The organism is Vibrio sp. SG41-7 (assembly GCF_014164465.1).
GTDB lineage: Bacteria > Pseudomonadota > Gammaproteobacteria > Enterobacterales > Vibrionaceae > Vibrio > Vibrio splendidus.
In genome coordinates this window covers 1-7,972 of the sequence record NZ_JACJFF010000168.1, presented here as the reverse complement: position 1 = coordinate 7,972, position 7,972 = coordinate 1, and the positions used below count along the sequence as shown (strand labels likewise).

At 45.7% G+C, this 7,972-nt stretch carries 4 protein-coding genes; 1 reads left to right on the top strand and 3 read right to left on the bottom strand.

The window, feature by feature from the left end; translation table 11 throughout:
* Nucleotides 1-328 precede the first annotated feature (328 nt).
* A complete protein-coding gene (fdhF, locus tag H5300_RS24360) occupies nt 329-4,558 on the top strand; it encodes a formate dehydrogenase subunit alpha (RefSeq protein ID WP_182797120.1) in 4,230 nt (1,409 codons plus the stop codon).
* A 111-nt stretch (nt 4,559-4,669) separates the two neighbouring features.
* Here fdhF and H5300_RS24355 read toward each other — a convergent pair whose 3' ends face one another.
* Genes H5300_RS24355 through H5300_RS24345 form a run of 3 tightly spaced genes read right to left on the bottom strand, consistent with a single transcriptional unit; the run spans nt 4,670 to nt 7,899 of the window.
* A complete protein-coding gene (locus H5300_RS24355; RefSeq protein ID WP_182797119.1) occupies nt 4,670-5,638 on the bottom strand; it encodes an alpha-L-glutamate ligase-like protein in 969 nt (322 codons plus the stop codon).
* 3 nt (nt 5,639-5,641) lie between these two features.
* Nucleotides 5,642-7,147 (bottom strand): inactive transglutaminase family protein, encoded by a 1,506-nt coding sequence (locus H5300_RS24350; RefSeq protein ID WP_004736464.1) that lies wholly within the window; start codon nt 7,145-7,147, stop codon nt 5,642-5,644.
* A gap of 17 nt (nt 7,148-7,164) precedes the next feature.
* Complete coding sequence (locus H5300_RS24345; RefSeq protein ID WP_182797118.1) at nt 7,165-7,899, bottom strand: ATP-dependent zinc protease; 735 nt, start codon at nt 7,897-7,899, stop codon at nt 7,165-7,167.
* Between the last annotated feature and the right edge of the window lie 73 nt (nt 7,900-7,972).

Below are 7,972 nucleotides of genomic sequence, written 5' to 3'. Positions count from 1 at the left end.
AACCTTGATAGCGCAGCTATAAGCTCGAAAGTGACTCAATGATATTTGTTCAAAGCCCCTATTCATTAGGGGCTTTTTTGTACCTTGAATCTAATTTCTTATTCCTTACTTCTACAGCAGAACACCTTCCGCCTAATCGTCTCGTCGATACTGATAAGACCACTCATGCCTTATGGTTATTATCAATGGAACTTGTTTGAGGTCACACGCACAAAACCACAAATAATGTATGGTAATGACATAGATTTAATAATATTAATAATATTGTATTACTTAATTTTAATTGTTGATAACTCGCGTGTGCGAAAGGTAAAGGTAGGACTTAGGTATGATTCAAATCGTTATTGATGGGAAATATCGAATCGTCGAGCAAGGACAAACCGTTCTTGAGGCGGCAAAAACATGTGGTTTAGAGATCCCATCTTTATGTGGTTTGAACAAAACAGCGGATAAAGTACCGTGTGACTTGTGTGTTGTTGAAGTTGATGGCGTTGGTGTCACTCGTTCTTGTGAGCTTGAAGTGTCTAATGGGCTGGATATTACCACCCAGTCAAAACAGTTAACGATTCATCGGCAAGAAGCGTTGAACCGCATCATGACCGATCATTACGCCGATTGTGAAGCGCCATGCCAAACAGCGTGTCCTGCTGGGGTCGATATCCAATCTTACCTGCATCATATTGCTCAAAATGATCACATCAAAGCGATAGAGGTCATCAAAAAGACACTGCCAATGCCCCTGTCGATTGGTCGAGTATGTCCTGCTTTCTGTGAAACTGAATGTCGTCGCAACTTGGTCGATGAATCCATCGCGATTCGCCAACTCAAACGACACGCTGCCGACGCAGATTTAGCCGCTCAAGAGAGCTACATGCCAACTAAGAAACCAATTAAAGGCAAGAGTATTGCGATTGTTGGTAGTGGTCCCGGTGGTCTTACGGCGGGTTATTACCTATCTAACGAAGGCTACGATGTCAGTGTTTATGAGTCGATGCCCAAAGCGGGAGGTTGGCTGCGTTACGGTATCCCTGAATATCGCTTACCTAAGTCGATTCTAGATAAAGAAATCGAACTGATGTGTCGTAATGGGATGTCGGTAGAGTGTGATAAAAAACTCGGTGTTGATTTTTCACTGTCTGATTTGAGTAACGATTTTGATGCGGTTTGCTTAGCGGTTGGTGCATCGCAAGCAGTTGAAATGAATTATCCGGGCAGCGAGCTTGGCGGTTGTTATCTAGGCGTCGATTACCTGAAAGATTACGTGACCGACCAACAGTATGTCACTGGTAAAAAGGTTGCAGTGATCGGTGGCGGGAATACCGCGATTGACTGTGCTCGAACCGCAGTTCGTGATGGCGCGGATACTACGCTGATTTATCGTCGTACTCGAGATGAGATGCCGGCAGAAGATTACGAAATCGAAGAAGCTGAGCATGAAGGTGTGAAGTTCCATTTCTTAACCAACCCGGCAGAAAACATAGCCGATGAAAATGGTCATGTATCAGAAATACGATTAGAGCGTATGGCTTTGGGTCCGGCTGATGCTTCAGGTCGTCGCAGCCCTAAACCAACAGGCGAATTCTTTGTTGAAGCGTTTGATACGGTTATTGCTGCCGTGTCGCAAAAGCCGGATCTGAGCTTTATGGACAATGAAGCGATTGATATTCCTCTTACTCGTTGGAATACCGCTGATGCCGATCCGCAAACCATGCATACAGGTACTGGCAATATCTTTAGTATTGGTGATTTCCGACGCGGCCCTGCAACCGCAGTGGAAGCGGTGGGGGATGGGCGCATTGCTGCACAGGCGATTGATCGGTTCTTTCATGGCGACATGGATAACATTCCGGTTAAACCGTTTAATTCAAGAAAGCACAAGCAGCTCAAAGCGGTGGATCCTGAGCAATACAAATCCATACAGCGTATGGCGCGTAAGATCATGCCAGAGCTAACACCCGAGCAGCGTGAACAAAGCTTCGATGAAGTAGAAACAGGATTTGATAATGCCGATGCCATTGCGGAAGCAGCAAGATGCCTAGAATGTGGTTGCCAAGCCAATACCGATTGCGACCTACGAGACTACTCGACCGAATACAAAGCAACGCAAACACATCCAGAGTACAAAATCGATGTGGCTTCGAATGAGAACTGGCAGGCGATACGCGTAGAAGAAGCGAAGGTCGGTTTAACAAGACAAAAATTTGCAGTTGATGACAGTTCAGAATTTATTATCTTTGATGCCAACCGCTGCATCAGTTGCGGGCAGTGTATCCAAGCGTGCCGTGAACAGAATGTTCATGGTGTTTTAAGCTTCATGGATCAATCTGATGGCAAGCCTGCATCAAGACCTGAATGTCGTCCTAATTTTGGGGCAGACAAGACCTTAATGGGCGACTCAAACTGCGTTCAATGTGGATCGTGTATTCAGGCGTGTCCAACCGGTGCAATGGTGGATGCTCGTGATAGAAAGCAGGGAGACACAGACCTACTCAAGAAAGTCGATACCATCTGCACCTATTGCGGTGTGGGCTGTAAGCTAACCATGCATATCGATGAGCAGAAAAACAAAATCCGTTATATCGAAGGTGGTGACTCTCCGGTTAATGAGGGCATGTTGTGTGTTAAGGGGCGATTCGGCTTCGATTTTGTGGGCAGTGATGCGCGTTTAACCACACCATTAATTCGTAAAGATGGCTGGTTGCAACCTGCAAGTTGGGAAGAAGCGATTAAACTCATTGCTGATAAATTTACCGCGATTAAACAGGGCTTTGGTAGCAATGCTTTGGCGGGCTTCTCGTCGGCGAAAACCACCAATGAAGACAACTATGCCTTCCAAAAATTCATACGTCGCGAACTAGGTACTAATAACGTCGATCACTGTGCACGTCTTTGTCATGCTTCTACTGTTACCGGTTTAGAGGCTTCGCTGGGTAGCGGGGCGATGACCAATGATATTCCAAGTATCAAGCACTCAGATGTGATCTTTATTATCGGTTCAGACACGACTTCAGCACACCCAATTATTGGCTCGCACATCAAGCAAGCGGTGAGGCATGGTGGAGCACGATTGATCGTTGCTGATCCAAAACGAATCGATATTGCTGACCACGCTGAGCTTTACTTAGCGCACCGACCGGGCACCGATGTGATGCTGATTAATGGTGTGATGCAGCAGATCATCAAACACGGTTGGTACGATCAAGATTATATTGATGATCGTGTCGACGGCTTTGATACCTTATTGCAAGAAGTCATGTCACCAAGCTACTCACTTGATAAAGTCGAATTGGTGACTGGCGTGAAAGCGGAAGATATCTTCGCGATGGCTCGCTTGATTGGTACTGCAGAACGCACCGCAGTGTATTATTCGATGGGTATTACGCAACACACCACTGGTCACGACAACGTACGTTCAATCGCTAATCTACAACTATTGTGTGGCAACATTGGTATTGAAGGCGGTGGTATAAACCCATTACGTGGCCAATCCAATGTTCAGGGCGCGTGTGATATGGGTGCATTGCCGAACAACCTTCCAGGTTATCAGAAAGTGTATAACCCGATAGTTCGTCAAAAATTCGCGATGGAGTGGGGTGTTTCTGACTTACCAGCGGAAGCGGGGTTAACGCTCACCGAAATTATTGATGGAGCGTGCCATCGAGATGTTCGCGGTCTGTATGTCATGGGTGAGAACCCAGTGTTGAGTGACCCGAATCAAGCGCATGTGATTGAAGGCCTTGAAGCGTTAGATTTCCTAGTGGTTCAAGATATTTTCTTAACCGAAACCGCTCAGTATGCCGATGTGGTTCTGCCGTCTTGTTCGTTTGCTGAAAAGTCTGGCCACTTCACCAATACAGAGCGCCGAGTCCAACGTATTAATCCTGCTGTTAATCCGCCCGGTGACGCGAAAGAAGATTGGGTGATTATTCAAATGCTAGCCAATGCAATGGGCGGCGGTTGGGATTATAAAACCGTTGCTGATATCACCAATGAGATAGCACGTGTAACGCCGCAGTATGGTGGTTTACGTTGGGAGAACATTACGGTGAACGGCATCCAATGGCCAACTAATAAGAATAACCCTGACGGTACACGCATCATGCACCAGACTCAATTCACTCGCGGACGTGGTCAAATGGAAGCGATTCCGTTTAGATACGCAGCAGAACTTCCTGATGCGGAATACCCGCTAGTATTAACGACAGGTCGCATCCTAGAACAGTTCCACACCGGGACCATGACACGTAAAACCAAAGGGCTTGATAACTTGGCAGGACCACGTGCGATGGTGAGTGTTCATGATGCCGAAGCGTTAGGGATCTCGAATGGCCAGATGCTCAAAGTATCAACCCGTCGTGGAGAAATTGAAATCGCGGCATTTGTCACTAAGCGAATGCAAAAGGGGGTGGTATTTATTCCATTCCATTTTGTCGAATCTCCAGTTAACCGCTTAACTACGACTGCAACCGATCCGCACGCTAAGATCCCAGAGTTTAAGGTGGCGGCAGTCCGCATTGACCCAATTCGTGAGTCTGAAGCAGAAACAACAGAAGCTTAGTTCCGAGCGTTAAGCTAATTAACGAGAGGCATTAAAAAGCCGCGTAACTCTCAGAGTTATGCGGCTTAATTTATTGAGCTAGGCTCGGTGTCAAATGACCGAGTTAATCACTTAGTTTGAAGCGTGAACACCAAATTGTTTTGCGGCGTATGCAACGCGCTCGGCAGGTTTTGGATATTCAGCTGGCGTGCCTAGGTTTTCAATATGATGCAAGCGAGGCAATAAACCCGCGCCGTTTGCAATCTGTATAGCTAATCCTGGACGAGCGTTTAGCTCTAGTACCATTGGGCCTTCTTCTTGGTCTAAAACCATGTCAGTGCCCATGTAACCAAGGCCTGTCATTTCCCACGCGCTTGATGCTAGCGTAAGCAGTTTTTCCCAATGCGGTACTTGAAGTTGTGCCAACTCTTTGTCCGTGTCCGGGTGGTGAGTCACAGGGTGGTCAAATTGAACCGCACGAACGGCTTTACCCGTAGCGATACAGATGCCCACACCCACAGCGCCTTGGTGCAAGTTTGCCTTGCCGTCAGAAGCTGAAGTAGAAAGACGCATCATCGCCATCACAGGGTAGCCTTTGAATACGATAATTCGTACATCGGGCACACCTTCATAACTGAAGCCATCAAAACACTCGTCAAACTTGATGAGGTTTTCAACCACGGCTACGTCGTTCTTACCACCCAGTGAGAAAAGACCCGCGAGAGCGTTACTGATGTGACGCTCTACGTCTTCTTCATTGATAGTCGAACCTGATGGCTTGGTATAAACACCATCCTTGTGAGAAATAACAACAAGGATACCTTTACCACCACTACCTTGAGCGGGCTTGATTACAAATCCCGGCCACTCTTTAACCATCTTGTGGATTGTTTTTACTTCAGCTTGGTGACCAATAACGCCAATCAGTGTTGGTACGGTTGCACCAGCTTGTTCAGCAATAATCTTAGTCTTAAGCTTGTCATCAACGAGTGGATACTTGGAACGATCATTGTAGCGACCAATATAGCTATGGTTACGCTTGTTCATTCCCATTATGCCTTTGTCTTTCAACTTAAACGGTGAAGTAAATTGATCAAACATAACTTAGTCCTCCGCTAGCGGTTTAAAGCGACGAAGCTCGGTTAGACGGTAGCCTGTGTAGTTACCTAGTAGCAAGATGGTCGCTAGAATAACAAGCTGTAAACCAATAAAGTTAAACGTTAAATGCTGGATGAACGGGTTAGTCATGCCTAAGTAAACAAGAACAGCGGTAAATAGAGAACCACCACCTTGTAGCACTACCTCTTTCGCCCCTTCTTCTTCCCAAAGGATAGACATACGTTCGATAGTCCAAGATAGGATAATCATTGGGAAGAACGTAATCGATAGACCTTCAGTCAGACCGACTTTAAACGCCACTACAGTAAACACAGAGATAATCATGATTACCGTAATGATTACGGCGGATATCCTGGCGACCAGTAGCAAGTTGAGCTTGGATAAGTAACTTCGAATAATAAGACCTGTACCTACGATAAGTAGGAAGCCGACAATACCCGTTACCAATTGTGTTTGTACAAAGGCTACCGCAATCAGTACAGGCATGAACGTACCAGACGTTTTCAGACCGATGATGACACGTAGGAACACAACAATCAGAGCACCGATAGGAATCAGCATGATGGTTTTAAACATCGCTTGCTCTTCTAGCGGCAGACTATGAATGGAAAGGTTTAACAGTTGATCCGCAGAGACTTTACTGTTGGTTGCTTCAGTGGGAGTCACCTCCTGAGCAATCATAGAGAAGTGAACTTTACTGTTCTGACCGCCAACCACGTCTAATAGAGATACATTTGATTCATCCCAAATTAGCAGGTTTGGCTGAACTTGCTGTTCGCTTGATTCAGGAGAGAATAAAACCCATTGGTCGTTATCCCAGATCTGGTTCATTTGCTGGATAGATTGACGACGACGGCCATCTTCTAGCTCGATAACACCAACCACTTTATTGTGAATGTTTGCTGCTGAAAGTAGCTTGTGTGTTGCTTCAACTTTGCTCATGTTATTCAGAATCAGCGCAGAGTTTTGGCTGTCTGGATCATTAAGCGTTTTGATAAGTTCACGAGTGAAGGTGATGTTGTCTGCTGAGCGCTTAGTGGCTCGGTCAATCAGTGCCAACGCTGCCGCTTCTTCTGGACCATCAAAGCTTGGTTGCGTGATTTCACCTTCTGGTGGTATCGCATCAATTTTTGCTTGGTTATCAACTAGGAATTGAGTCTTGTAGTAGATAGTTTGCGGGCCATCAGCGTGGCGAATAGACCATTCTGCACGACGACCTGACTCGGTGTTCAAGTAAGAGATGCCGTAACCTGGAGATGAAGCTGACTCACCAATAAGTGTGTAATTAGATTGAGTGTGAGGAGCAGCTAATGAAACTTTTGCTTCTTTACCAACCGCATTGAACTCGATACGAGCTTCAACGTCCCAAACCTGCCTGGTTTCCCCTGGAGTCCAAGGTACACCGTAGGTTGTATGTCTGAACATACTCAGTGTTATACCTGCCACGATGAGCAGGAAAATAGAGATATAAAATGGAATTCTTGACGTCATAGCTTACCCTACTATTGTTATTTAACTTCCGTTTGTACGTACTTTTTACTTACATCTACTAGCGCTATGTCTTTGATAAATTCGCGCCCTAGTAATACAGGTTGACTCATTTGAGAGCGATCCGCCAATGTAAATTGCGCTTTTTCATGGATATTTCCAACTTTTACCCATAATTCGATCACAGCTCGACGTTCTGTCTGGTCATTCGTTGACTGACGGATTTTCACATACCGCACAACGGGCGCTTCAATCCATTTTTGGTCTTCTACAGCTTGTGCTCTATCGGCCAAATGGAATCTCACCCAGTCTTTACCGTTACGTTCGAATTCTTTGATGTCGACAGCATTTAAAGAAGAGGTGGTTGCGCCAGTATCAACACGCGCATCAAAGCTCTGTTTGATCGAGTCGATAGACACTTTTTCGATTCCGCCAAGGATGGTCGGTTGTAACGTAGTAGTGACAGGAGTAGCGGCAACGACGACTGGTTCTTCTTGCTCTAGTTCTTCAATTACCTTGTGTTCCATACTTGTCAGGTGAACATCTAATTGACTAGAAAGAGTGGTGATTTCGTCTTCTAAGCTTTCAATATAATCACTTTGATTACTTAGTTGCAGTTCAAGATTTTGAACCTTATTTGCGATGTTTGTCTCTGAGCGGGCAATAGCGTCGAGAGTTTCTTGGTGGTAGGTAGCACCGTTCCCTGCAGTCGCAATGGATTCAGATTCGACTTTTTGAAGCTCGACATTCGTCATACTTCTCTTTGCAATTTCATCAGAGCTAACCGAGTTTTGATTCAAAATACTTCGCACCTCAGCAACTTCTTTA

Coding starts and splice junctions, on each gene's coding strand:
- fdhF (WP_182797120.1), top strand. CDS start 329: ATGATTCAAATCGTTATTGATGGGAAATATCGAATCGTCGAGCAAGGA.
- H5300_RS24355 (WP_182797119.1), bottom strand. CDS start 5,638: ATGTTTGATCAATTTACTTCACCGTTTAAGTTGAAAGACAAAGGCATA.
- H5300_RS24350 (WP_004736464.1), bottom strand. CDS start 7,147: ATGACGTCAAGAATTCCATTTTATATCTCTATTTTCCTGCTCATCGTG.
- H5300_RS24345 (WP_182797118.1), bottom strand. CDS start 7,899: ATGACGAATGTCGAGCTTCAAAAAGTCGAATCTGAATCCATTGCGACT.